This window comes from Micromonospora sp. D75, assembly GCF_018070405.1.
Classification (GTDB): Bacteria; Actinomycetota; Actinomycetes; order Mycobacteriales; family Micromonosporaceae; genus Micromonospora; species Micromonospora chalcea.
The window spans coordinates 1-654 of the sequence record NZ_JAGPXV010001136.1; the positions used below are offsets into that span (position 1 = coordinate 1).

At 75.5% G+C, this 654-nt stretch carries 1 protein-coding gene; it reads right to left on the bottom strand.

Going from position 1 to position 654, the window contains the following annotated elements; genetic code table 11:
* A partial coding sequence (locus KBX39_RS32505) for an alkaline phosphatase family protein (protein ID WP_210874256.1) occupies positions 1-564 on the bottom strand: 564 nt, incomplete at its 3' end.
* Between the last annotated feature and the right edge of the window lie 90 nt (positions 565-654).

Here is a 654-nt window from a genome sequence, read left to right on the forward strand (position 1 = left end):
GGTCAGGTCGGGGGCGTGGTCGGCCAGGATCCGCTGCGCGGCCCGGCTGATCCACGCCGAGGACGGCAGCCCCGCGCCCGGGCCCCAGTAGCTGAACAGCGGGAACGTGCCGAGCGCGTCGGTGAGCGTGTCCCGCAGCCGCGGCGGGTCGGTCCAGCAGTCCGGCTCCTTGCGCCCGTCGGCGTGGTAGACCGGGCGCGGCGTGACGGTCCAGTCCACGTCCGCGCCCATCGCGTACCACCAGCAGACGTTCGCGACCCGGTAGCCCGGCTCGACGCGGCGGGCCGCCTGCCACACCTTCTCGCCGCCGACCAGCGCGTTGTGCTGCCGCCAGAGCAGCACCTCGCCCAGGTCGCGGAAGTACCAGCCGTTGCCCACCACGCCGTGCCCGGCGGGCAGCTCGCCGGTGAGGAACGTGGACTGCGCCGAGCAGGTCACCGCCGGCAGCACGGTGCCCAGCTCGGCGGCGAACCCGGCGTCGGCCACCGCGCGCAGCCGGGGCATGTGCGCCAGCAGCCGCGGGGTCAGCCCGACCACGTCGAGCACCACCAGCCGCCGGCTCATGCGGTGCCGGCCTTCGTTCGCGACTGCGGGGCTCGCAGGACCGGCTCACTCCTCGCGCTCACGAGGACATCACCGCCGTCGGCGCCAGCC